The following is a 22687-nucleotide window of genomic DNA, read 5'->3' as shown; positions in this document are numbered from 1 at the left end:
CAATTATCGTTGGTAACAATCAAGGAAAAGTTACCTATGTTTGCAATCTTCCGGATCTACCGGATCCTTTAACGCTCAAATTGAACAGACACCTGACTTGCGCCCGCAGCACGTCCCAGAACAATTGCGCTGAGGAGGCCATTGCCGGAGAGGTAGCCGCTGTCGGCGCTGCCCGATACGCCGCTGGCCGCGCCGCCGGCTGCATAAAGGTTCGGAAACAGTGTGCCGTCCGTGCCGCGTACCTGTCCGTCGGGAGCGACGTCCAGTCCGCCCTGGGTGTGGAACAGGGCTCCGGTGACCTTCACAGCGCAATAGGGCGGTGTCAGTGTTGGGCCGGTGAAGTGGCGGCCGAATTTGTCTTGGCCCTCTTTTGGCAGAGAGGTTAGCGTGGCCTCCAGCACGTCGGGATCGAGGCCGCAAGCCCGGGCCAGTTCGGCGATTGTCGCGTCCTGCCTTATGGCTCCCTGGGCTTCGGCGTTCTTGAAATCGGCGAACTGGCGGGCGATGTCGGCGATGCGGCCATCGAAGATCGTCCAGGCAAGGCCGCCGGACTGTGACAGCACCCGGCGCGCGGCTTCGGAATATCCCAGGCTCTCGTTCCAGAATCGCCGTGCGTTGATGTTGACCTGAACACCGCCCGCGGTGATCACGGCCCAGGTGATCAGGATACCGTTCGGATGGGCGACATTGCCATGTCCCTGGTAGGCGCCGAGATGCCGGGTGGCCGCGCCCAGTTGCGAGGCCCAGCCCAGAACCTCGCCCCGGTTGCCTTCGTGGCCGAACCAGAGCGCGTCGGCGATGTCGGGCATGTGCTCACGCACGAGCTTGCGGTTGCCGCCGAAGCCGTTGCAGGCAAGGATCAGGCGCCTGCAGCCGATGCGCTCCTGGCCGCCATCGCCGCGTGTCGCGATGACGCCGGTGATCCGGCGGCCGTCGGCAAAAAGTGTCCTGACGCGCCGCTTGCAGATGATGTCTATCTCCCGGCTTTCGCAGGCGCTGCGCAAACGGTCCACGAGTTCCTGACCGGACCGGGTCGGCAGGCCGTGCATGCGGCGGCGGGAATGGCCCGGATAGTCAAAATCGGAGACGACGGAAAAGGGCAGGCCGTATTGCTCCGCCAGCCACTCTATTGCAGGGGCCGACCCTTGCGCCAGTGCATCGACAAGCGCCTGATCGTTCTCGCCCTTGGCCTTGGCCTGAATGTCCTCAGCGAAATGTTCCGGCGTGTCGCCAATGCCGGCGTCTGCTTGAAAGCGTGTGCCGGCGGCCGGAATCAGGCCGGCGGAAAGCGCGGTGGAGCCGGAGGCGGCCGCGTCGGCTTCCAGAACCAGAACCTCCTGACCGGCCTCTCGGGCAGCAAGGGCCGCGACCATGCCGCAGGCTCCGGCGCCGATGATCAGTGTTTCGACATCGAAGTCCGTTTCCTGCGGCGGCAGGACGGCGGGCTCAGTCTCCGGAGCCGTCATAGCGCTTGCCTGTCTCCAGCATTTTGTCCGTACCGATGAGACCGTTCAAACCTGCAAAATCGAACATCCGGTCGGAGAACGGGCGGTTGGAGCCATGCTGGTGCAGGCTCTCGTAGTAGGCGACTGCGGTGCGCGCCAGGGCCCTGACGATCCCTCCGGGGAAGATGACGATCGAAAAGCCGGCAGCCTCAAGGTCCTGAGCGGACGAGATCGGCGTGCTGCCGCCTTCGACCATGTTGGCAAGAAGGGGTATCCGCTTTGCGAAACGGGCGGCGACTTGCTCCAGTTCCGCGCCTGATCGCGGTGCCTCGATGAAGAGCGCATCGGCTCCTGCCTCCACGTAGCGTTCGGCCCGTTCGATCGCTGCCTCGAAGCCTTCGACCGCGATTGCGTCGGTACGGGCAATGATCAGGGTTTCCTCGCTGGCGCGCGCATCGGCCATGGCCGCGATTTTTCCGGCCATTTCTTCCGTGGAGATCAGGGACTTGTCCGCCAGGTGCCCGCATCTCTTGGGAGAAGTCTGATCCTCGATCTGGAGTGCGTTGGCACCGGCGCGTTCATAAAGGCGCATGGTGCGCTGCGCGTTCAGCGCATTGCCGAACCCGGTATCGGCATCGATGATGACCGGCAGGTCGACCCGGTCGCGGATCAGGGCCATCGTGTCGGCCATTTCCGTGACGGAGGTCAGACCGATGTCCGGCCGGCCCAGGCGGGTGTAGGCGACCGCTGCGCCAGACAGGTAGAGTGCCTCGAAGCCGGCTTCCGCGGCTATCGCGGCGGTCAGCCCGTCGTAGACACCGGGGGCGGTCAGGATCCGGTCCTGGTGAAGTCGGCGTTTGAGACTCATGAGAGCATCTCCACTGCCTGGGCGCAGGTCATGACGTCGGTGACGGACCCGAGGGACACAAGCGTTGCCTCATGGACTTCCTGCCTGAAGGCCGCGCATCCATCGCTTAGGAGGATTGTGTGAATGTTGCGAAGATGCGCATCGCGGACGGTCGACGCGACCCCTCCGTTGGTGACGATCCCGCCGATGATCAGCGTGTCGATCCCAAGTGCTCTCAGGATATATTCCAGACGCGTCTGGTAGAAGGCCGAATAGGCCACCTTTTCGACCACATAGTCGGCCGGTACCAGGGCATCCACCAGGGAGTGGCCGAACGCTCCAGGAGCGAAGTCGCCTTTGCCGAGGAAAGGGCGCAGTTTCTTCAGGTGCGGCGCGATCAACGGTTCGCCGCCGGGTCCGGGCACAAGGGTGAACTGCGCGGAGACAAAGGTTCCTTCGCGCGCCCTCAGGGCATCCACGACGGGGCGGACCCGGGCGGGCAGGGCGGTGATGCTCTCTGCGGTCTGTCCGGCGCGGCCATAGGCCCCTTCGGGATGCAGGAAATCGTTCTGCAGATCGATGGTCAGCAGAGCGGTCCGGGAGGGATTGAGGGTCTCTGTCATGCGCTCTCCTCCACACGGGTGATGATGGTGTTGCCGTAGTCATCGACACGGCCAGTCAGACCCGGTTCGATGAGCACGGTGGTATCCGGCTGTACCAGAATTGCGGGCCCGTCGATACATTCACCGACGGGCAGGGCAAGCCGGTCGTAGATCTTCGTGTCGTGCCATGTGTCACCGAAATGAACGCGGCGGGTGCCGGTGCAAGTCTCTTCCGCGTCTCCGCCGGTAGTTGGGGCCAATGTGGCCAGATCGAATTTCGGACGCCGCCCGATGACCGAACTGCGAAGGTTCATGAGGCGGCGAACCCCATCGGGCAAAAGCCGACCGTAGGTGCCGTGATAAGCGGTGTCGAATGCGCTTTCGATCTCTTTCCTTGACGGGGTGACGACCTTGCCATTCCGGATTGCGACTGGCAGCGGGACGGCCACGGTGTGGGTCTGGCCGACATATGCCATGTCGAGTTCGAACACGGTTTCCCGTGCTTCGAATTTGGTTCCTGCGGCGTCCAGCAGGGCCATGCCGTCGTCCACATGGCGCTGTATGATTTCGGTCAGCGATGCCGGGTCGACCGCCGAGATCAGCGTATTCACCGTCTGGACGAAATCCTGACGCATGTCCGCGATGACGCAGCCCAGAGCGCTCGTGACGCCGGGATAGCGCGGTACGATGGCCCGGCCGATACCGACCTCGTTGAGCATGGCGCCCGCATGAAGGGCCCCGCCACCGCCGAAGGGCATGAAGGCGAACCGCTTCGGATCGAAACCGCGCTCGATGCTGACCAGCCGGATCGCTCCGGCCATGCGGGAATTGGCGACCGTCAGGATGGCTTCAGCGGCTTCCAGGGTGCCCAGTCCCAGCGGCTTGCCGACATGTTCGTCAATGGCTTTCGCAGCGGCTTCCACATCGAGCCGGTCGAGCTTGCCGCCGATCGGGCGATCCGGATCGATGCGGCCGAGGACGACATTGGCGTCGGTCACGGTGGGACGGGTGTTGCCCTGGCCGTAGGCGACCGGGCCGGGTGTCGAGCCGGCACTTTCCGGCCCGATGTTCAGGAGACCGCCCTTGTCGACCCAGGCAATGGAGCCACCACCCGCACCGATCGTGGTGATCTCGATCATGGGCGTGCGCACCACCATGCCGAAGTCGATCGATGTCTGCGGGCTGAGGACGCTGTTGCCACCGGCAATCAGGGAAACGTCGAAGCTGGTTCCACCCATATCCCCGGTGATCACATCCGGAAAGCCTGCCGTCTGGGCGATGTAGCCGGCTGCGATCACACCTGCCGCGGGACCGCTGAGAGCGGTGCGGACCGGCAGGCGGCAGGCCGTGGCCGTGTCCATCACCCCGCCGTTGGACTGGACGATCATGAACTCGCCGGCAAAACCGCCCTTGCGCAGGGCAGTGTCCAGACGGTCCAGATAACCGCTCACTTCCGGCTGAAGGTAGGCATTCAGCGCCGTGGTCGAGAAACGCTCGTATTCCCGGATTTCCGGCAGGATTTCGGAGGAGCAGGACACATGCGGGTTCGGCCACAGATCCCGCACGGCCGCGACCGCGCGGGCCTCGTTTTCCGGGTTTGCGTAGGCGTTGGCGAACAGGACCGCGACCGCCTCGCAGCCCTTGTCCAGAAGCTCGGTTGCGGTGGCACGTACGGCCTCAAGATCGACCGGGGTGCGGATCGTGCCGTCGGCAAGGGTCCGTTCGGGAACCTCCAGCCGAAGATCGCGGGATACGACCGGTTCGAAATTGCCGCGCAAGCCCCAGGTTCTCGGCCGGTCGCGGCGGCGCATTTCGAGGACGTCCCTGAGACCTTCGGTGGTGATCACGCCGATCTTCGCGCCTTTGCGTTCCAGAAGGGCATTCGTTCCGGCCGTCGTTCCGTGAACCACCGCGCCGACATCCGCCAGATCGGTGACCTGTCGGCCGATGCCTTCCAGAAATCCGCCGGACTGGTCCGGCCGCGTGGTCGGGACTTTGGCGACCCGGGCGGCGCCGGTGGTTTCGTCGAGCAGGAAAACGTCGGTAAAGGTGCCGCCGACATCGACTCCGATCATCTTGCTCATTGCTCCGCCTCCTGCCAGGCAGTGCCATAGATCTTGTTGGCCGCTTCGGAGCTGACATAGCCCTGCGCCACGTCGCGGGCGACGGCCGCGGGATCGCGTTTATCGGGCGGTCCGTAGCCGCCGCCACCCGGGGTCATCAGTTGTACCCTCTGGCCCTTCTTCAGCCTGATGCCGCGCATTTTTGAGGCCATGGGCGGGTGATGCCAGCCATCTTCCTGCTCGTAACTGAAGACATTGGTGGCGGCGCTTGCGCCGCCGGCCACGCCTTTGGGAGGGAAGCGTCCACGTTCACCGAACAGGAACGCTTCGGCTTGTTCCTCAAGCAGCTCGATCTCGTAGGTGGCGCCCAGTCCGCCGCTGTGCGTGCCGGCGCCCGCGCTGTCCGGGCGCAGGGCCCATTGCCGGAACATGACCGGATAGGCAGCCTCCAGGATTTCCAGTGGCGGGATGGTCGCGGTCGAGATCGGTGCGTTGCCGTGGTTCAGGCCGTCGCCTTCTGCCGATCCTCCATGGCCGCCGCCATAGAAACTGAACATCACCCAGGGCTGGCCGTTCGCCCGCTTTCCTGCAATCGACAGGGCGTTGATGGTGCCGTAGGCATTGGCGACGACCCGTTCTGGAACGGCCTTGGCGGCAGCGGAAAAGATCACGTCGATCATCCGCAATATGGTTTCCGTGTAGCCCCCGACAGGTGCGGGGAACTTGGCGGCCAGCAAGGACTCGTCCGGGACCTTTATCTCGACCGGACGCATGACGCCGGCATTGGCCGGCAGGTCCGGAAAGATGTGCTTGATGGCGACATAGCAACAGGCCACGGCCGTGGGCAGGGCAATGTTGACAGGCCCGGCGGTCGCCGCAGCCGTTCCCGCAAAATCGAGCGTCAACCGGTCGCCCCGGATTTCCAGGGCGACACGGATCGGAAGCGGTGTGTCCATGATGCCGTCATTGTCGAGGAAGTCTTCCGCCTCCCATCGGCCGTCTGGCAAGGCCGCGACTTCCGAACGCATCAGGGTCTCCGCGCGATCTCCAAGGGCGTCAAGCGCTGCGGAGACGGTGCCGGCCCCATATTCGTCGAGAAGTTCGTCAAGGCGTCGTGTGCCCAGATCGAGCGCGCCGAGCTGACCGTTGAGATCGCCCATGGCGGATTGCGGCAGACGGGTGTTGCGCATGAGGATGTCGATGATGTCCTGCTGCAGGACCCCTTTGCGGGCGATGCGCACCGGCGGCAGGATGAAGGCTTCCTGGAAGGCCTCCGTCGCTGCCGGATTGTAGTTGCCCGGAACGGCCCCGCCCACGTCATGCCAGTGTCCGACGGAGGCGAGATAGCAGAACAGCCGGCCATCACGGAAATAGGGACGCACCAGACGCATGTCGCTCAAATGGGTGCCACCGAGATGGGCGTCATTGAAAATATAGATGTCGCCATCGGCAAGATCGCCGTCGGCGGCGGCCTTTTCGATCACCGCCCTGACCGCGAAGCTCATGACGCCGACGAAGATCGGCAGACCCGACTTGCCCTGTACCAGAGTGTCGCCGGTGGCGGCGTGATAAAGGCCATGGCTCGCGTCATGGGCTTCGGCGATGATCGGATTGAAGGCGGCGCGAAACAGGGTCGCGTCCATTTCGTCCGTTATCTGCTCCATGCGCCCGGCGAGAACCGCCAGCGTGATCGGGTTGATGGCCTGGTCTGTCATGCTTTGCCCTTGGTTTCGGCGATGTCGTTCCACACGTCCTGTCGTGTGATCTTGTTGTCTGTCACCTCGAACCGGTCGATGAAACGAATGCCGGAGAAATGCGAACTGTCCGGCCATTCGCCTGACAGTGTGCCGCGCGTATAGACGATTGCGCCGGTCTCGCCCTGAAAGGCCTCGACGCCCTGGTAGGTCTTGTTAACGAAGCGATAGCGCGGCTTGGCCCAGTCGATCAATTCCGCGATTGTCTCCATTTCTCCGGTACCGGGAAAGACCATCCTGAAGTCCGCGCCGAGATGGGCCTGCGCCTTGTTGAGGTCGCGTGCTTCCATGGCTTTCAGATATTCCAGAACGACCGCCGCGGGATCCTGAAGGGCAGGGGCCGGTGTGCGGTGAGTGCCGCCGCGCATGTAGTCGGAGGCGGGAACCTCGTTCAGGAAAACGCTCACGGCTTCGGGCGCGGCAGGCACCACAAATCGGACCGCTTCACTCAGGGCTTTCATCAGGCGGGTTTTATCGGCAGGTGTGTATCCCGCCATAAGGTGCACATGAACGCTCGGCACGGTCGTCTCCCGTTTATTTGTATTTTTTGTAATACAGATTTTGAATATTAAAAAGACAAATTTTTGATAGATTAATGGTCTTTGTTCTTGCTTTTCCATAATCTGCGGTTACCGTTAGCCCCTGATACGAGGAGATTTTTCGTGAGCGAGCAACAACAGACATGTTTGCCGGAAGGCGGCAAGGCCCGGAGGGTTTACCTGTTGTTGCGCGATGAAATGGCGAGCGGCGTTCTCGCCGAGGGTGCTCCCATTCCGGCCGAGCAGAAGCTGGCGGAAATCCATAGCGTGTCGCGGGTCACCGTCCGCAGGGCGCTTGAAGCTCTGGCCGCCGACGACCTTATAGAAAAACGCGTCGGAGCGGGCTCGTTCGTGCGTCCGCGTTCGCAATCCGCTGCTCCGATCACCGGTGACATCGCGTCCCTGATGCCGCAACTTGTCGAAATGGGGCGCAATACCACGGCACGCCTCCTGTCCTTCGGTTATGGGACTGCGCCGTCCGCGGTGGCTGCCGCCCTCAATCTTGCGCCCGGAGCGCGGGTCCAGACGGCCACGCGCGTGCGTCTGGTCGACGGTTTGCCGTTTTCACATCTGACCACACATGTTCCCGAGGAAATTGCCTCTCACTATGACGAGGCCGATCTGGCGACCACGGCACTCTTTCAGTTGCTGGAGCGCAGCGGTGTGCAGGTGGATAATGCTCACCAGAGCGTCTCTGCCACTCTGGCAGCCCCCGAGGTTGCCGAAGCGCTCGGGGTGTCCGTCGGTGCGGCTCTGCTGTCGTTGAAAAGGGTGGTGCGCGACGCATCCGGTCGTGGGGTCGAGTATCTGTCCGCCTATTACCGGCCCGACATGTTCCGGCTTGAGATGTCCCTGACCCGCGTGGGGGCGGAAGACGCGCGTCACTGGGAGCCGGTCATCGGACCCGATGCGCAGGAAGGGTCATGATGTCCGCACGAGCCACCCTGTTCGACAAGGTCTGGGACCGACATGTCGTCGTGGCGGGCACGAACGGCTTGGCTTTGATTTGGGTGGATCGGCATTTCGTTCACGAAGGTTCACATCACGCTTTCGCGAAATTGGCCGCGCGCGGGCTCAAGGTGGCGGAGCCGGAGCTGACCTTTGGCGTTGTGGACCACTATGCGCCGACACAAGGGCCACTTTCGACGGCTTCCGAGGATATCCAGCGCATGGTGCGCACGGTGAAGGAAAACACCAGGGCGCATGGTGTCGAGTGTTTTGATCTGGATGACCCGCGTCAGGGGATCGTTCATGTGATCGGGCCGGAGCAGGGGCTGACGCTTCCCGGACTGACCATCAATTGCGGCGATAGCCATACTTCGACGCATGGTGCATTCGGGGCGATTGCGTTCGGCATCGGCGCGACCGACGTCGCGCATGTTCTGGCGACGCAGACCATCTGGCAGTCGAAGCCGAAACGTATGCGGATAACGATCGACGGCAAGCTTGGGCCCGGTGTCGGCGCGAAGGACATGGCGCTCAGCTGGATTGCCGAGCTGGGAGCCGATGCAGCCCAGGGCCATGCGGTGGAATATGCCGGCTCAGCCGTGCGTGACCTGACCATGGAAGGGCGCATGACGCTCTGCAATCTGTCGATTGAGGGCGGGGCGCGGTGTGGAATGGTGGCACCCGATGAGACGACCTTCGCGTATCTGCGCGACCGGCCGCGCGCGCCCAAGGGCGAGGCGTTGTCGCATGCAATTGAGGAATGGTTGCGGCTCGCAAGCGACGATGACGCCGTGTTCGACAGGGACGTGGTTCTTGACGGAGCTGAAATTGCGCCGACGGTAACCTGGGGAACAAGCCCCGAGGAGGCCTTGCCGGTGACCGCTTCGGTACCTGACCCCGAGCGCCTGCCGGAACACAAGAGATTCCGGGCGCGTGAGGCACTCGACTACATGGGCCTGGTGCCCGGCCGGCCGATTTCGGGCACGCCGGTGGATCAGGTTTTCATCGGATCGTGTACCAATGGCCGGATCGAGGATCTGCGCTCCGCCGCGGCCGTGCTTAGTGGCCGCAAGGCAAAGGTGCCTGGCATTGTCTCGCCAGGGTCACGCAGTGTGAAACTGCAGGCCGAGCAGGAGGGGCTCGATCGCATCTTCACCGCTGCCGGCCTGCAATGGGTTACTTCGGGCTGTTCCATGTGCGTCGGCATGAACGGAGATACGGTCGGCGCAGGTCAGCGTTGCGCGTCGACGACGAACCGGAATTTCAAGGGACGGCAGGGGCCCGGCGCGCGCACGCATCTCATGTCGCCCGTCATGGTCGCGGCGGCTGCCGTTACGGGAGAAATCACGGACGTGCGTCCCTTTCTGGAGGGGCGATCATGAGCGGATGGACCCGTCACGATGGCCTTGCGGTCGCGTTGCCGCTGGACAATGTCGACACCGATCAATTGATCCCCGCGCAGTTCATGTCTGTTCCGCGCAGTCAGGGGTATGGCCCCTATCTGCTTCACGGTCTCCGGCATCGGAGTGACGGCACGCCGATTGCGGAATTCCCGTTGAACAGGCATCCGCAGGCCAGTGTGCTTGTCGCCGGGCGCAACTTCGGCTGCGGGTCCTCCCGCGAGGGGGCCGTCTATGCGTTGGTCGATCAGGGCATCCGGACAGTTGTCGCGCCGAGCTTCGGAGACATCTTCTTCGCCAATGCGATCAACAACGGTCTGCTGCCCGCCCGCGTGGACGCCGAGGTGGTCGAGGAACTGATGGCCGAGCTCGGCAGCGAAGCGGTGATGGCGAGCGTGGACCTGATGGCCGGGACCATTCTCATTGCCGGCCGGGAGATCGAACTGGAGCTTGAGGCAGAAAAGGGCGCGAAGCTGATCAATGGCTGGGACGACATCGACCTGACCCGGTCGCATGCGCAGACGATTGCCTCCTTCCGGAGCAGTCACTTTCAGCGCGCCCCGTGGGTTCGACCCGCGAATGCATAGAATTTCGCGAACAGATTACGCGCGAATACAAGAGGGAACGGGATCTAACCCGTTTCGCAAAAGTGGGGTTGGCCTTCCAGCCCCGGGGAAAAAGTGGAGAGACCGATGAAGAAACAAGTGATCGGCGTACTTGTCGCCGGATCGGCCCTATTTGGGGCGAATGCCTACGCTGAAGAAACCGTGACCGCAGTGCACGCGTTTCCGGAAACGCTCATCTATACAAAGAGCTTCCTGTCTTTTGTCGACAAGGTCAACGAAGCCGGCAAGGGCGTGGTTCAAATCGAGGTGCGCGGCGGCCCCGAAGCAATCGGCATGTTCCAGCAACCCGACGCGGTTCGCGACGGCGTTGTGGACATGGTCTATACGCCGGGGTCCTTTTACGGAGGCTCGTTGCCTGAAAAGGATGCGATGGTCGCATCAAACCTTACAGCAGTCGAAACCCGCTCCAATGGCGGCATCGAGCTGATCGATCAGATTCATCAGGAAAAGATGGGACTGAAATATCTCGGCTGGTTCGACAGCGGCGTCTGCTACAATTTGTGGACACGTGACGCACCCGATTTCGACGATGACGGTCATCTGAAGGTGGAAGGCCTGAAGCTTCGCGGCAATTCGGTCTATAACGCTTTCTTTTCGAACTATCTCGGCGCGCAGGTCATCGATCTTCCGACCGGTGATGTTTATGCGGGTCTGCAGCGCGGGGTTGTCGATGCGACCGGCTGGACACAGATCGGCCTGATCGACCTGAAGTGGAACGAATTTCTGAATTACCGGATCGAACCGTGCTTCTTCTCAACCGATCTCGGCGTGATCGTCAATCTCGAGAAGTGGAACAGCCTGAGCGACGAAGCCAAGAAAATCTTGCAAGACGTCGCGATCCAGCATGAGAAAGACAGTGTCGAAGCTCTGGGCGCCAAGCGCGACGAGGACTTCGCCAAGCTGGCCGAACAGGGCATGCAGGTGGTGAGCCTCGAAGGGGATGCGAAAACCGAATATCTGCTTGCCGCCCGGGAAAAAACCTGGGAGCGCATGAAGGAACTCATGGCCGAACAGCCCGGCGGCACCGCCAACTATGACACGCTGATCGAGTTGTTCTACGATCCTGCTGCCGACAAGTAACAGGTAACTTCCTGGCCCGGCGCCTTCAGGCGCCGGGCCGTTCCACGTTCTGGAGCACTTTGAAGGAATACGGGAACGCCTGACGGGCGGGTCAGGCTCGTCGAAGACCTGAAAATCGGGTCAAGCGGTTCCGTATTCATTTGGAGTGCACCATCGCTCCCGAGGCTGCGATGCATTTGTTGACGCGTTTGTATAACAAGCTGGTTGAATTCATGGGCCTTGTGGCGGCCTTGATGCTTGTCTGGCTGATGGTGTCGATCGTCATCTCCGTGGCGATGAGAAACATAGGTATTCAGCCCTTCGCCTGGCTGTTCACATCCGCGGAATATGCGCTGCTCTACATGACCATGCTGGGCGCGCCCTGGCTGGTCCGCAAGAAGGGACATGTGCATATCGAACTGGTGACCGCCAAGCTTCCACCAATGGGGAAGGTCGTCGTCAGCCGGCTGGTCGCGCTTCTGTGCGTGCTGGTTTGCCTTGTTCTTGCCTGGAAGGGTTTCGACCTGTTCCAGACCAATATCGCGCGCGGCGATTATGACGTGCGGGCCTATTTCTTCCCCCGCTGGATGCTGACGATTTCCTTCCCGGTCGCCTTCGGTGTGATGGCGATCGAGTTTGCACGTTTCGTCTTTGGTGAAGAGCTCATGCATTCGGGCGAGGCGGGGATACACGAATAATGGAATGGTACGAAGCGCTCGCGGTTCTGCTCGGCAGCATCGTCTTTCTCATGGCCATCGGCATGCCGGTGGCGCTGGCTTTCCTGGCCGCGAATATCATCGGTGCCTGGATCTTCATGGGAGGTGAGCGCGGTGTCAGCGCACTCCTGAACAATGGTCTCGGCTCGCTGACGAAGTTCGCACTCGTTCCGATACCCCTGTTCCTGCTGATGGGAGAAGTCTTCTTCCAGACGGGCCTCGGAGGGCGGATGTTCAACGCCATTGACCGGCTGCTGGGCAAGCTGCCGGGGCGCCTGAGCTATGTGACGGTTCTGGGCGGAACCGGGTTCTCGACGCTGTCGGGATCCTCGATGGGGTCCACGGCGTTGCTTGGCAGCCTGATGGTTCCGGAGATGAAGGCGCGCGGCTACAAGAGCCATATGTCGATCGGCCCGATCCTCGGGACCGGTGGACTGGCGATCATCATTCCTCCATCCGCATTGGCCGTCCTTTTGGCGACCCTTGCCCAGATCGATGTCGGCGCTCTGCTGGTGGCCGGCATAATCCCGGGACTGATACTGGCCGGCCTTTATATTCTGACGATCTGGCTGCAAACCAAACGCGATCCCCAGGCTGCCCCGGCCTATGATGTGGAGCCTATGGGAGCAGGTCAGAAACTGTCGCTTCTCCTGTCCGATGTGGTGCCGCAGATCGGCTTGATGGCCGTTATCGTGGTGCTGATGATCAACGGCTTCGTCACGCCCTCGGAAGCAGCGGCCTTCGGCGCTCTGGGCGTGTTCATTCTGGCCGCGCTCTACCGTTGCCTGACCTGGCAATCGATCAAGGCGTCGGTCTGGGGGGCGTTGCGGGTGACGCTGATGGCCTATCTGATCGTATTCGGATCGGCCACCTTCAGCCAGCTTCTGGCGTTCTCCGGCGCGTCCCGGGGACTGATTTCCTGGGCCACGGGCTTCGAGCTGGAGCCGATCTACATGTTGCTGGTGATGTTCGCGGTGCTGCTCCTGCTCGGGATGTTCATGGAGCAGATTTCGATCATGCTGCTGACCGTGCCGATTTTCTTTCCGCTGGCCACCAGCATCGGCTTCGACCCGATCTGGTTCGGGCTGGTGATGTTGCTTGCGCTGGAGATCAGCTTCACCACGCCGCCCTTCGGCCTGTTGCTGTTCGTGATGAAAGGCGTCGCGCCCCCCGGAACCACCATGAAGGAGATCTACAGCGCGGCGATCCCCTTCATCCTGTGCTCGCTTCTGGTGGTGGTCCTGCTGATCCTCTTCCCGCCCCTGGCCACATGGTTGCCTTCCCGGGGGTAAGCATCATGTCAACCTGAGTGGCTCACCGCATCCGGTCGACATCGGTTCGCGGGCGGGCTTCGGAGGGAGCTTGAACGGTATCGGAACCTGAGCAGTCAGTCTCGCAACAAGATGGCGGGACCGACGCTGATGGATTTCAAACCCAGGGCCTGTTCGAGAAAAGCCAATGCCGTTCGCGTGTCCGAGATCGCCATTGTTCCGCTGATCTTCCTGTTGGCGAGAGCGGCGCCGGAAATGAATATCCGGCCGTGAAAATGCCGCTCCAACTCCTCGACCACATAGGAAAGCGGCGCATTGTCCAGGACGAGCATTCCGTTGCGCCACGCCAGTGCCGCATTCGCATTCGCATCGACCACGTCTCCCAGGACGCCGTCGCTGTCAAGGCCGACCCGCTCTCCCTCGTTCAACTGAAGGTGCGCCTGTTCGGGGTTGTCGAAGGTCAGCAGGACCGAGTTATGGGTGACAGTCACATCCGTTTCGCTATCGCCCAGGCGGACATCAAAGGCTGTTCCAAGTGCTGTGACCTGCATCGAGCCTGCCGTCACGGTGAAGGGACGCGCGGGATCTGCTGCGACTTCAAAGAAGGCTTCGCCTTTCAGCAGGCGTATGGTCCTGGTCCGCTCGGAATAGTCGAAGGCGATAGCCGACTCCGCATTCATGTGGACCGTTGACCCATCTTCAAGTTCAACGACGGGCAGATCGCCGGTGCCGGAAATGACGTCGGCCTGAAAATAAAGCGGCCCATCAAGATAAAGGAACACACCCGCGGCGACTACCAATCCCAACAGCGTGCCCGCAGTCGTTTTTCCGCTTCGGGCGGGTTCGACCTCGAAGCTGTTGAGTGCAGCGTCCGAGCGGATTGCTGTGCTTGAATCGCCCAGCAATTGCTCGGCTGCGTCATAGGCACGCCGGTTGTCCGGGTCGCGCTGAAGCCACTCGTTGAATGTCTTGAGCTCTTCGGGCGACAGCCCGGCTTCACCAATCCGCAGGACCCAGTCCGCGGCTTGCTGATGGCGTTTGCGCTGTGCTTGCGTAAGCCGCCTGTTCGCCATTACCTCTCCCAAGAGTTTCCTGTCTCACCCAATAGACGAATAAGCCGGGCGGATTGGGACCCCAATACCAAAGAACGATGATTCCGGCCCGCACAACGAGTCGTCATCGCTTTTCGCTATTATTCCATTTCCAGCATACGATCCAGACAATGAGCCAGCGCGCGCCGAAGATGCCGATCGACCATATTCCGCGAAATGTTGAGTTTCGAGGCAATCTCATCCGGTGTCTGCTGATGGAGCCGGTGCAGGATGAACACTGCCCGCCGCCGTGCGGGCAACTCGCCGATGGCATCGCGCAGAACGCGAATGCGGGCCTTTGCCTCAAGTCCGTACTCCGGAGTCACGTCGGAGATCACAGTGTGCGTTTCACCGTCGAAATGCGAGAACAAGCGAGCTTCGAACTGTTCGCGCCTGTGCCGGTCGATGCCCAGATTGATGGCGGCCCGGCACAGGAAGGCCCGGATCGATTGCTTGTCGTGGAGCACTTCAGGGTGTGCGGACAGTTTGACGTAGAGGTCATGAACGATGTCGAACGCGCTGCCCTGCGTAGCGCCACGAGCGCCAACGGCTTTCACAACGTCTTTGTAGTAAGCTTCCATGGCGCGATTGAGCAGCTCTCTGCCATCAAGCTCGGAACTGTCGGAGATCGTATTGGACAGGCTTGACATGGACACTAAACACCCGTGGATTACTCCAGCAAAAAACAGCGTTAGTGGCCAAGAATTCGGAAGACCGCCCATTCTGGCGTTCGACCCATCTTTCATGCTTCCAAGTCGCCGGCTTTCGCCGCATCTGAGATCCGGGTTCCTACTGGAACCTGCGGAAGGCCACTTAAGGCAATCTGGAAAAGTTATGCAATAGCAATTGGTTAGAATGTCTCTAAGGTCGAATGGGACTGAAATGACAAACAGGAGTATTAAACTCATGTTTTTAGCCGTTTTTTAATGCACCAATTCCCCTCCGGGGTGCCTTCGGGAAAAACTGGCCGTCGCGGAAACCTTCAGAATTGTGTTTTTTGGGTCACAGTGAAGCCGGGAGAGAAAGTCAGGGGGCAAGACGTGCAGCGGCTCCCATGGTGCGGAGGCTGCTCCATTCCGATCTTCCGCAGCTTGAAAGAACGGGTGTCGTCGTCAAAAGTCGGTCACTCTTTCTTGCGACACACAGGCAAATTTCGACTGGGTTTGTGTTCAGCTTCTGTTTGGCAAAGGTATGCACATTGGTGTGTGCGTCACGGGGTCGGCGATGATTGTCGAGCTGACATCGAAAACCTCCCGGATAATATCGGCCGTCATGACCTCTTTCGGCGGGGCCGACGCAACGATCTTTCCGGCTTTCAGCATGATCATGTAATCGGCATAGCGGGCCGCCTGGTTCAGGTCGTGCAGAACCGCAACAATGGTTTTTCTCCTGTTCCTGACCAGATCTACAGCCAGTTCCATGACTTCGATCTGATGGGCCAGATCCAGAAATGTGGTCGGTTCGTCCAGAAGCAGGACCGGGGTCTGCTGCGCGAGGGTCATCGCGATCCAGGCGCGTTGCCTCTGGCCTCCGGACAGATGGTCGATCTGCCGCTCATGCATTTCCGTCATGCCGGTCAGGGCAAGGGCCTCGTCGCAGGCGGATGTGTCCTCTTCCGACCAGCGGCTGAACAGCGGGCGGTGTGGATACCGCCCTTGCTGTACGAGTTCGCGCACGGTCAGGCCTTCCGGTGCGGCGGGCCCCTGGGACAGGACGCCGACCTTCCGTGCCATTTCGCGTGTCGAGAGCCGACTGATAGACTGTCCGTCCAAAAGGATTGCTCCCTGCGAGGGCCTCAGAAGGCCCGACAGCGTCCGCAAAATGGTCGATTTGCCGCTGCCGTTCGGCCCGATCAGCGCAGTCAGTGCTCCCATGGGCACAGAAAGGTCGAGTTGTTCCACAACAAGTGCGGAGCCATAGGCGACAGACAGGCCGGCTGTCTTGATACACGGGTGCTCACAGGTCTCAGGCCGCAGCATGGCGATGCCTCCATAGCAGAAACCCGAAGAAGGGAGCGCCGATCAGGGCGGTGACGATCCCCGCGGGCAATTGAGCCGGAGCCACGATGGTGCGTCCCAGGAAATCGGCCGCCGGCACCAGAACGGCACCGATCAGTGCCGACACCGGCAGCACCCTGGCGTGCATCGGTCCGACCAGCCGGCGGGCAAGATGCGGTGCGACCAGTCCCACGAAGCCGATCAGGCCCGCGAGCGAGACGGCCGCTCCGGAGATGAGCGTGCAGAGCACAATCATGAGCGCTCGCACAAGAGTCACCCGTTGTCCGAGACCTTGGGCAGTTGTGTCTCCCAGGCGAATGAGATCGAGCTGGCGACAGGACAGGAATGTCAGGGCCAGGGGCAGGGCTAGCCAGAACGCCAGGATGCGCACACCGGCCCAATCGGCATGATAAACGCTGCCGGAAAGCCAGATCAGAGCCCGCTGGACATCCATGATCGCGCCGAAGGCTGTCAGCGTCGTGGTCGCGGCTCCCGCCAGCGAACCGAGGCCGATACCGATGAGGATGATGCGCAGCGAAGACGTTCCGTTGTTCCAGGACAGCGCGTAGATGGCGGTTGCCATCGCACTCGCCCCGAGGAAGCCGACCCAGGGCGTCAGTGAAGCCGGTACGTCGTCCAGCCCCACAATGACGATCATGATCGCAAGAGACGCACCGGCATTGATGCCGAGTATGCCCGGCTCGGCCAGAGGATTTCGCATGACCGCCTGGGCGATGGCGCCGGCGACGGCCAAGGCCGCGCCCACAAGGATACTCAGCAGCAGCCGTGGCATGCGCAGGTCGAACACGATCATGCCGATATGCGGGGGCGCTTCCTGAGGCTTCAGCAACAGGGCAATGAGCTCACCGGGAGGGATCGGATAGTCGCCATGGGCGAGCCCGGCAATCATCAGAACGGTCAGCAGTCCAACAAGCAATACGACGATCCGCGTCATGAGGTCTCCCGCGCCCTGGTTCGCACCAGCCAGATGAAGAAAGGAGCGCCGATCATTGCCATGGTCACACCGACCGGAAAGCTCTGGCTGGCGAAAAGAATGCGGCTCAGGGTATCGGCGGCGAGGACCAGAAGCGCGCCGCCGACCGCGGCAAAGGGGATGATCCACTTGTGGTCGGTGCCGACGGTCAGGCGGATGACATGCGGTACGACCAGCCCGACGAAGCCGATTGGGCCAGCCAGGGACACGGCACCTCCGGCAAGCAGGATCACGATGAGAGCGGCCAGGCCGCGCCATATGACCGGGTTCTGCCCCAGCGACTTCGACACATCGGCGCCAAGGCTCAGCACGGCAAGCTGCCTGGGAAAGAGAAGAGCTGCCGCGAGCCCGGTGAGCATATACGGCGCAATTGTCCGCACCTGGTCCATCGTGCGGCCGGTCAATGATCCGGCCGTCCACAGACGCACGCCGTCGAGCGCGCCCCGGTCGAATATGAGGATGGCCGTTGTCAACGAGGTCAGAAAGGCTGTCAGGACGGCGCCCGCCAGAACCAGTTTGATCGGCGCTCCGTGTGCCGGCCCGACCGAGCCAAGGAGAGAGACAATGCCGGCAGCGCTTGCTGCGCCGGCGAAGGCGGCCCAGACGAAGGTTCCGTGCGCGCCCGCTCCGTAAACACTCATGGTCAGAACAACGGCGAACGCGGCTCCGGCGTTGATGCCGAGCAGGCCGGGCGAAGCCAGAGGGTTGTTGGTGATCGCCTGCATGATCGCGCCGGCAATCGCAAGAGCGCCGCCGGCAAGCAGACCTGCCAGAACGCGCGGCAGTCGTATCGTCGCGATAACCAGATGTTCGCGGGATCCGTCGAAGGAAAGGACGGCATCGACAATGTCCCGCACGGGGACCGGGGTCGGGCCGAGCCTGACAGACCAGATGGCGGCGAACGGCAGAGCGCAGCAAAGTATGACGAGGGCGGCCAGCCTGAGCCTGTCCGCCCTCGATGAAATCCGGATCGCCATCGCGGTGGTGGCCGCTCCTTTCCCGCTCACGGCTCGGCCAGGATGATGCGCTCGACGTCGTCAAGTACGCGGTGCGCCGACGCGATTCCGTGGAAGCCCATCCATGTCGCCCGGTCGATGCGATACGCCCGTCCGGCCTTTACGGCCGGCAGCGTTTGCCAGATAGGGCTTTGTAGCGTTCGTGCTGCCAGGCCCTCGTCCGGACCCGGATCCATGCCGCTGGCGACGACATAGAGAAGGATGTCTCCGTCGAGCGCGCCGAGTTCCTCCCAGTCCGGACGTTTGGTCATCGTGTCGTCCGGCGTCGTTTCATAACCGGTTCGCCGTATGCCGGCCTCGCTCAACACCTGGTAGGGCGCGTAGGCGCCGGGCCCGTCGAGATAAACCTGGAAGCCCTGGGGAGCGATGCGGACCACGGACACCTTCAGGCCCTCCGGCACGCGTTCGCGGATGGCGGCCGCGCGCTTTTCGTAGTCTGCAAGCACTGCCTGCGCGTGTTCGAGCCGTCCGACGATCCTTGCAAGCAGAAGAAACTGTTCCTTCCAGCCCATCTGCTCAAGCAGGAGCGTCGGCGCCACACGCGACAGCTTTTCGTAAATCTGTTCGTGGATATATGCACTGCCGACAATCAGGTCCGGCTGAAGGGCGATGATCCGCTCGATGCTGGGCTGCATGGGATGTCCGACATCGGCGACGGAGGCGTCCTCCACCTCATCGCGCAAAGTCTGGTCCTGTATTCCCAGCACCGGCACGCCGACAACGGGAGCATCAAGTTCGACAAGCGTTCCGAGCGACAACCATGGTTCGAGCGTGACGATCCTGCCGGGGGGAGACGGGATGCAGACCGGATCACCGTGGATTCCTGCAGAGATTGTCGGGCCTTCACATCCCGCGAATGCTGGCGGGGCGAATATCGTCAAGCAAACAATGAAACCGATCAGTCGCACGGAAACCCTCTCTCCTTTGCGGCACTTTTCCCGCATCCGGCCCCTGTCGCGGGCCGGATGCGGGTCATTGGAGCCGATCAGAATTTGGCCTTCACGTTCAGGCCGAACAATCTGCTCGGACCGGCCTGGGCGAAGGTCGGGTTCACGCCGCTTCCCTGCAATTCCAGTGTCGTGAAGTAGCGCTCATCGAGAAGATTTTCGACAAAGGCATTGATCTCCCAGTTGTCTCTGCGAATGCCTGTCTGCATGTTCACGAGGAAGTGGGAGTCCAGCTCCTCAAGAGGCGCGGCGACATTGAACCGGGCATTGTAGTCAGAGACGAACTTGGCATCCCCGCCGACGTAGAAGCCGTTGTCGAAGGTATAGAGACCGCCGAAGGCAAACGTCCATTCCGGCGCTTCCGGGAAGCTTTCCCCGGTGAGGTCTCCATAGATGCGATGGTTGAAATCCTCGAACTCCGTGTGGAGATATCCCAGGGAGGCGAAAACCGACAGATTGTCGTTGACGTTGAAAGTCGGTTCGAATTCAAAACCGAGCGCATAGGACGAGGCCGCATTGCTGACGATGGTGCCGCCGCCTATGCCGGGAGCGATGGATTCCACCTGCTGATCCCGATAGCGCGTGTAAAACACGTTTGCGTCGACCCTCAGTCTCTCGTCCAGGAATTTGCCCTTGTAGAAGAGCTCGTAATTGTCCGCATACTCCGGATCGTATTGCACCGACTGATTGTTCACCGTGTCGACATAATATCCGCCCGTACGGAAGCCCTGTGAGTAGGTGAAACCGGCCGTGTGATAGTCGTTGAATTCCTTGGAGAGACCGATTTTGGGGACGATATTCACTTCATTGATGCCGCCGCCGGTGACGGTGGTCGTGGAACCGGCTCCGATTGTGGTGCTTATGCTCGTGTCTTCCGTCGTTTCCTTGATGTAGTCGACGCGGCCGCCCAGCGTTGCCTTCCAGCCCGGAAGGAACTCATATTTTGCCTCGCCGAAGGCTGCCAGGTTCGTTGTTCTGCGATTGTAAAGGGACCGCTGCTGCAGGCTGAACTCGGTCGCCCGCCAGAACAGGTCGGAATCCTGGTATTCGTAGCTGCCGAAAAGTCCGGCGACCCAGCTCCATCGATCCTGATCGAAGTTCAGGCGCAGCTCCTGCGAGGCAAGGGTATCCTTGTATGTTCCATACCAGGCGTTCGCGACATTGGCTGTGCCGTTGTCCATGGACTCGCGTTCCGTCAGCCCGTAGCTGATACCGGTTTGCGAAGTCAGCCTGAGGGACGGCGAGATGTCATGGGTGACTTCAAGACCTGTATTATGCGTCTGGATTTCCCGGAATTCCGCCAGTGTGGGCAGAAGATAAATGTTGCCGTCCCCTGTGGCCGGGTCGACAAGGCGTTCGTTCGGCCGGTCTTTCGAGAAGGCATAGCTGAACAGGGCACGCGTGTCCGGCAGCTCGGACGGTTCGAACAGCAGTTTGGCGCGGATGTTTGCGCTCAGCTCGGTGCGGAAATCGTCGTAATTGTCATAGACGTCATATGTCGGATAGTCGATTTCCGTTGTGAGCTGCTCGTAGGAGCCGGCGATCCTGAGCGCAATGCCGTCCTCTTCACTGACAGGCGCGTTGACGACGAATGCACCGCCACCCAGGTTCTTGTTCCCTGCGGTTGCCGAGAGCACATACTCCTGTTCGAATGTCGGGTCTTTCGTCTTCAGATAGATCGCACCCGCCGTCGCTGCCCGGCCGCTCAATGTGGATTGCGGGCCGCGGTAAACCTCGACCTGCTCGGCATCCCAGAGGCTGCGCGCGCCGAAGCGGGAATTATACCGGCTCTGCAGAATGCCATCGACATATATCGATCCCATAGGCGCGCCGGCCGGAGAGAACCCTTCGAAGTTCATGCCACGGACGACGATGCCCGTGTTGTTGGTGGCTCCTTTTTCGACGTTGGCGAGACGGCGCAGCGCTCCGGGCAAATACTGTATCTGGCCGTAGTCGATGGCTTCGGAATTCACGATACCGATGCTCGCGCTGGTATCTTCCAGTGTGGTCGCGTCGCGCGCGCCGTAGATAAGAATGGGGTCGAGGAGCGTGCCCTCATCCAGGCTCGTGTCTCCTTGTGTCGCAAGGGCGACCTGGTCCTCACCGGCAAAACTTGCGGTGACGCCGGTTCCGGCCAGCAAGGTATCGAGTGCCTGGTTCGCCGTCATGGTGCCGCTGACGCCACTCGTGCTCCTGCCGTTCGCAAGGTTGGCGTCGAAGATGATCTGCAGGCCGGTTTGCGCGGTAAGTTCGTTGAGCGCGCCCGTCAGTGTGCCGGGCCCTATCGAAATGACCTGTCTTGTCGCCTGCGCGAAAGCAGGGGGCGTCGATACAAGAGGAAACGCCGTGCCAAGAGCCAGCATCGTGCTTGCGAGAATGGCGAGCTTCCGTTTTCCGGCCCGCCTCGTCTGCTTTTTGTCCTGTCTTTCTCTAGCCATAAAGACCCCCGTTCGCCCGGCCCTGGAAGTGCCGCGATGTATTAAATGCAGCGCATGCTTTTGCGCCCGCTCACTTGTGTGACGTCTGGGTTCGGGGGATTGGGACTCTGATCGTTAAAAAAATTAACTTTTTGACTCAGGTTTTTTCGCGGGGTGGGATTTGCATCCGCCTTGCGCGGTGTTTCCAGCACGATGAAGATCGGGAATTGTGTGCCGAAAGACAGGGCCCAAAATCAGTTGCCTCTTTGAACAGGGCTCGGCCATTCCGTGCCCCCTTCAGCAATTCAGCGCCGGAGGGCCATGCCGAAACCATGAAGCCCGCCCGTCAAAGGCAAAAGCAACCACATGGCCAACTGGCTTCACGTCGATGACTTGAGGGGAACGCCGGGAGGGACTTTCCAGGGCGCCAGGTTTTGGCGGTGATCGTTCGGGGCCTTTTTCAACCACCCCAATCTGAAGCCTGGACCGGGATTCCGCCTGAGGTTTGTCGTTGTCTGACAAAACCCAGGCGCCTCAGCATCGAACGATCAGGTAAACAGGAAATCTCCCCGGTCGAGTTCGGACAGATCCACGCCCTGAAGGACGATTGTCGATCCGTCGAACCGGACAAGCGCATCGGTACCGGATGCCTCCAGAACAAGGTCCTCGAAGGTGAGGGCGCTGCGTTCTATCCTGATAAGATCCTCGCCATCGGTGAAATCGGTTACCCGGTCTGTACCGCTTGTCTCGGTGAAGACGAATGTGTCCGCTCCACCTGCGCCCGTGAGGAAATCGTCGCCAGCTGTCCCCGCGATCCAATCGCTGCTCGAAGTCCCGATCAGTTCGGCAAAACCGTCCTGTTGAAATGCGATTTGCGAAAGTCTTGTCCCATCAGCGAATTCGAACCGTTCGATATACTGGCCCATGTGAGCCAGACGCAGAACACCCGAATAAC

20 protein-coding genes are annotated in these 22687 nt (G+C 61.2%); 6 read left to right on the top strand and 14 right to left on the bottom strand.

All coding sequences use genetic code 11. The features are described from left to right. Positions 1 to 68: 68 nt before the first annotated feature. Genes OA90_RS00445 through OA90_RS00420 form a run of 6 tightly spaced genes read right to left on the bottom strand, consistent with a single transcriptional unit; the run spans position 69 to position 7232 of the window. Complete coding sequence (locus tag OA90_RS00445; protein WP_068405456.1) at positions 69 to 1466, bottom strand: FAD-dependent oxidoreductase; 1398 nt, start codon at positions 1464 to 1466, stop codon at positions 69 to 71. Then, positions 1447 to 2313: an isocitrate lyase/phosphoenolpyruvate mutase family protein gene (locus OA90_RS00440; RefSeq protein ID WP_068405453.1), complete on the bottom strand. Its 867-nt coding sequence runs from the start codon at positions 2311 to 2313 to the stop codon at positions 1447 to 1449. Before OA90_RS00440 ends, OA90_RS00445 begins: the two co-directional genes overlap by 20 nt. After that, the gene (locus tag OA90_RS00435) at positions 2310 to 2915 is read right to left on the bottom strand and encodes an isochorismatase family cysteine hydrolase (protein WP_068405450.1); all 606 of its coding nucleotides are present in this window, start codon (positions 2913 to 2915) and stop codon (positions 2310 to 2312) included. Before OA90_RS00435 ends, OA90_RS00440 begins: the two co-directional genes overlap by 4 nt. Continuing rightward, positions 2912 to 4978, bottom strand: coding sequence for a hydantoinase/oxoprolinase family protein (locus OA90_RS00430; protein ID WP_068405447.1), 2067 nt, complete (start codon positions 4976 to 4978; stop codon positions 2912 to 2914). Before OA90_RS00430 ends, OA90_RS00435 begins: the two co-directional genes overlap by 4 nt. Next, positions 4975 to 6672, bottom strand: a complete 1698-nt coding sequence (locus OA90_RS00425) for a hydantoinase B/oxoprolinase family protein (protein WP_068405443.1) — start codon at positions 6670 to 6672, stop codon at positions 4975 to 4977. Before OA90_RS00425 ends, OA90_RS00430 begins: the two co-directional genes overlap by 4 nt. After that, a complete protein-coding gene (locus OA90_RS00420) occupies positions 6669 to 7232 on the bottom strand; it encodes a nuclear transport factor 2 family protein (protein ID WP_068405440.1) in 564 nt (187 codons plus the stop codon). The genes OA90_RS00425 and OA90_RS00420 overlap by 4 nt, the downstream gene beginning before the upstream one ends. 141 nt (positions 7233 to 7373) lie before the next feature. Here OA90_RS00420 and OA90_RS00415 point away from each other — a divergent pair, with 141 nt between their 5' ends. The 6 genes from OA90_RS00415 to OA90_RS00390 all read left to right on the top strand — a co-directional run bounded on the left by OA90_RS00415 (position 7374) and on the right by OA90_RS00390 (position 13291). Continuing rightward, entirely contained in the window at positions 7374 to 8177 is an 804-nt protein-coding gene (locus tag OA90_RS00415; protein ID WP_068405437.1) for a GntR family transcriptional regulator, read from the top strand. Continuing rightward, positions 8177 to 9580 (top strand): 3-isopropylmalate dehydratase large subunit, encoded by a 1404-nt coding sequence (gene leuC / locus OA90_RS00410; protein ID WP_068406528.1) that lies wholly within the window; start codon positions 8177 to 8179, stop codon positions 9578 to 9580. The genes OA90_RS00415 and leuC overlap by 1 nt, the downstream gene beginning before the upstream one ends. Further along, a complete protein-coding gene (leuD, locus tag OA90_RS00405) occupies positions 9577 to 10185 on the top strand; it encodes a 3-isopropylmalate dehydratase small subunit (RefSeq protein ID WP_068405434.1) in 609 nt (202 codons plus the stop codon). Before leuC ends, leuD begins: the two co-directional genes overlap by 4 nt. A 105-nt stretch (positions 10186 to 10290) precedes the next feature. Further along, complete coding sequence (dctP, locus tag OA90_RS00400) at positions 10291 to 11304, top strand: TRAP transporter substrate-binding protein DctP (protein ID WP_068405431.1); 1014 nt, start codon at positions 10291 to 10293, stop codon at positions 11302 to 11304. 170 nt (positions 11305 to 11474) lie between these two features. Then, on the top strand, positions 11475 to 11981 hold the full coding sequence (locus OA90_RS00395; protein ID WP_068406525.1) for a TRAP transporter small permease: 507 nt from the start codon (positions 11475 to 11477) through the stop codon (positions 11979 to 11981). After that, a complete protein-coding gene (locus OA90_RS00390; RefSeq protein ID WP_068405428.1) occupies positions 11981 to 13291 on the top strand; it encodes a TRAP transporter large permease subunit in 1311 nt (436 codons plus the stop codon). Before OA90_RS00395 ends, OA90_RS00390 begins: the two co-directional genes overlap by 1 nt. 95 nt (positions 13292 to 13386) lie before the next feature. Here OA90_RS00390 and OA90_RS00385 read toward each other — a convergent pair whose 3' ends face one another. The 8 genes from OA90_RS00385 to OA90_RS29420 form a co-directional block, all read right to left on the bottom strand. Further along, positions 13387 to 14343 carry a FecR family protein gene (locus OA90_RS00385; protein ID WP_068405425.1) on the bottom strand — a complete coding sequence of 319 codons (957 nt, stop codon included), beginning with the start codon at positions 14341 to 14343 and terminating at the stop codon, positions 13387 to 13389. Between the two features lie 119 nt (positions 14344 to 14462). Continuing rightward, positions 14463 to 15011: an RNA polymerase sigma factor gene (locus OA90_RS00380; protein WP_068405422.1), complete on the bottom strand. Its 549-nt coding sequence runs from the start codon at positions 15009 to 15011 to the stop codon at positions 14463 to 14465. Between the two features lie 519 nt (positions 15012 to 15530). After that, positions 15531 to 16340, bottom strand: a complete 810-nt coding sequence (locus OA90_RS00375; RefSeq protein WP_068405420.1) for an ABC transporter ATP-binding protein — start codon at positions 16338 to 16340, stop codon at positions 15531 to 15533. After that, complete coding sequence (locus OA90_RS00370) at positions 16327 to 17313, bottom strand: iron ABC transporter permease (RefSeq protein WP_068405417.1); 987 nt, start codon at positions 17311 to 17313, stop codon at positions 16327 to 16329. Before OA90_RS00370 ends, OA90_RS00375 begins: the two co-directional genes overlap by 14 nt. Then, a complete protein-coding gene (locus tag OA90_RS00365) occupies positions 17310 to 18359 on the bottom strand; it encodes an iron ABC transporter permease (RefSeq protein ID WP_199823543.1) in 1050 nt (349 codons plus the stop codon). The genes OA90_RS00370 and OA90_RS00365 overlap by 4 nt, the downstream gene beginning before the upstream one ends. After that, positions 18356 to 19276: an iron-siderophore ABC transporter substrate-binding protein gene (locus OA90_RS00360; RefSeq protein WP_068405411.1), complete on the bottom strand. Its 921-nt coding sequence runs from the start codon at positions 19274 to 19276 to the stop codon at positions 18356 to 18358. Before OA90_RS00360 ends, OA90_RS00365 begins: the two co-directional genes overlap by 4 nt. A gap of 77 nt (positions 19277 to 19353) precedes the next feature. After that, on the bottom strand, positions 19354 to 21753 hold the full coding sequence (locus tag OA90_RS00355; RefSeq protein WP_082836761.1) for a TonB-dependent receptor: 2400 nt from the start codon (positions 21751 to 21753) through the stop codon (positions 19354 to 19356). A 527-nt stretch (positions 21754 to 22280) separates the two neighbouring features. Next, positions 22281 to 22658 (bottom strand): hypothetical protein, encoded by a 378-nt coding sequence (locus OA90_RS29420; RefSeq protein WP_244274512.1) that lies wholly within the window; start codon positions 22656 to 22658, stop codon positions 22281 to 22283. Between the last annotated feature and the right edge of the window lie 29 nt (positions 22659 to 22687).

Source organism: Labrenzia sp. OB1, from assembly GCF_001624695.1.
Classification (GTDB): domain Bacteria; phylum Pseudomonadota; class Alphaproteobacteria; order Rhizobiales; family Stappiaceae; genus Roseibium.
This window is presented reverse-complemented; position numbering and strand designations above follow the sequence as displayed.

Coding starts and splice junctions, on each gene's coding strand:
- OA90_RS00425 (WP_068405443.1), bottom strand. CDS start 6,672: ATGACAGACCAGGCCATCAACCCGATCACGCTGGCGGTTCTCGCCGGG.
- OA90_RS00395 (WP_068406525.1), top strand. CDS start 11,475: ATGCATTTGTTGACGCGTTTGTATAACAAGCTGGTTGAATTCATGGGC.
- OA90_RS29420 (WP_244274512.1), bottom strand. CDS start 22,658: ATGGGCCAGTATATCGAACGGTTCGAATTCGCTGATGGGACAAGACTT.
- OA90_RS00375 (WP_068405420.1), bottom strand. CDS start 16,340: ATGCTGCGGCCTGAGACCTGTGAGCACCCGTGTATCAAGACAGCCGGC.
- leuC (WP_068406528.1), top strand. CDS start 8,177: ATGTCCGCACGAGCCACCCTGTTCGACAAGGTCTGGGACCGACATGTC.
- OA90_RS00430 (WP_068405447.1), bottom strand. CDS start 4,978: ATGAGCAAGATGATCGGAGTCGATGTCGGCGGCACCTTTACCGACGTT.
- OA90_RS00390 (WP_068405428.1), top strand. CDS start 11,981: ATGGAATGGTACGAAGCGCTCGCGGTTCTGCTCGGCAGCATCGTCTTT.
- OA90_RS00385 (WP_068405425.1), bottom strand. CDS start 14,343: ATGGCGAACAGGCGGCTTACGCAAGCACAGCGCAAACGCCATCAGCAA.
- OA90_RS00440 (WP_068405453.1), bottom strand. CDS start 2,313: ATGAGTCTCAAACGCCGACTTCACCAGGACCGGATCCTGACCGCCCCC.
- OA90_RS00445 (WP_068405456.1), bottom strand. CDS start 1,466: ATGACGGCTCCGGAGACTGAGCCCGCCGTCCTGCCGCCGCAGGAAACG.
- dctP (WP_068405431.1), top strand. CDS start 10,291: ATGAAGAAACAAGTGATCGGCGTACTTGTCGCCGGATCGGCCCTATTT.
- OA90_RS00380 (WP_068405422.1), bottom strand. CDS start 15,011: ATGTCAAGCCTGTCCAATACGATCTCCGACAGTTCCGAGCTTGATGGC.
- OA90_RS00370 (WP_068405417.1), bottom strand. CDS start 17,313: ATGACGCGGATCGTCGTATTGCTTGTTGGACTGCTGACCGTTCTGATG.
- OA90_RS00435 (WP_068405450.1), bottom strand. CDS start 2,915: ATGACAGAGACCCTCAATCCCTCCCGGACCGCTCTGCTGACCATCGAT.
- leuD (WP_068405434.1), top strand. CDS start 9,577: ATGAGCGGATGGACCCGTCACGATGGCCTTGCGGTCGCGTTGCCGCTG.
- OA90_RS00355 (WP_082836761.1), bottom strand. CDS start 21,753: ATGGCTAGAGAAAGACAGGACAAAAAGCAGACGAGGCGGGCCGGAAAA.